The organism is Bacillus salipaludis (assembly GCF_004358205.1).
The window spans coordinates 1-1,207 of sequence record NZ_SMYO01000099.1; the positions used below are offsets into that span (position 1 = coordinate 1).

General features: G+C 34.8%; 1 protein-coding gene. It reads left to right on the forward strand.

All coding sequences use genetic code 11. The features are described from left to right. The first annotated feature begins 201 nt into the window (after positions 1–201). On the forward strand, positions 202–933 hold the full coding sequence (locus E2K98_RS30655) for a CPBP family intramembrane glutamic endopeptidase (RefSeq protein WP_208025454.1): 732 nt from the start codon (positions 202–204) through the stop codon (positions 931–933). The last annotated feature ends 274 nt before the right edge of the window (positions 934–1,207 follow it).

Below are 1,207 nucleotides of genomic sequence, written 5' to 3' on the forward strand. Positions count from 1 at the left end.
GGGTGCGTTAATCCAAGAAGGATTAACGCTTTTTTTATTAGGACTTATTAAGCTAAAGGGCTGATTAGTGGAAGGTTTGGTCAATTTAATATAAAAAATCACCGGTTGGAATACTTACCAAAAATAAACATTAACTTAATACTTAAAATATTAAATCTTAATAGGGTTAAAGTAAGATAAAAATAAAAAGGAGGAAAAGAAATGGCAATCGAGAAATACCGGCATCCAATTTTGTTCTATGGATTATCCATTTTAGTTCCGTGGATATTTTGGTTTATTGCTGCATACATCAGTCATATTGAACCCAGTAGAAATCTATATGTAATCTTAGTAAGCATTTTGGGACTTATTGGCTTATCGAGTCCATTGGTCATTGCTTGTGTTTTAATATTGCCAGATTCTTACTTACGAAAGGATTTATTGAACAGGTTTTTTAATTTCAATACCATAAGACCATTTTACATTATTGTAACGTGTTTTCTTATGATCACGAGTATTCTTCTTGCACAGGCAATTTCCTTGCTTTTCGGATATAGTACCTCTCAATTTGCACTCTCAGGAAAGTCTTCATTTTCAGCAGGTATTTTTCCAGCCTGGTTTTTGCTCTTTTTTGCTCCAATACTAGAAGAATTGGCTTGGCACTCATATGGCACAGACAGCTTACGAAAACGATTTAATCTTTTCACTGTTTCTATGATTTTTGCTATTTTCTGGGCATTTTGGCATTTCCCTCTAGGTTTTATTAAAGGTTATTATCAAAGCAATCTAGTCGAAACAGGGGTAATATATTCTATAAATTTTGTGGTTAGTCTCATACCCTTTGTTCTATTGATGAACTGGTTATATTATAAAACAGGGCGAAATATTATCGTTGCGATCGTTTTTCATATTCAGCGGGGCTTTTCAATGAATTATTTTCAACACACCCAATGAGTAAAGTCATACAAACCGTTCTTTTACTTATTTTAACTACAGTAATAGTAATAAAAAATCGGAATTTCTTTTTCAAGTTAGAATATCACGAAAAATGATCTAATTTGTGAAGGATTGTACTTAACCTAACGGGTGCTTGTGCGGCCGAGCCTAGGTCGTATCATATAGCGGGTGGGATTCCCGTCGAGTAAGAACTAGCCATTCGCTCGCAGCGAGTCTTGGAGGACTAAAGGTAACTTTAGTTTTTAAGCGTAGACAGCTAGGTAGTGGGCCG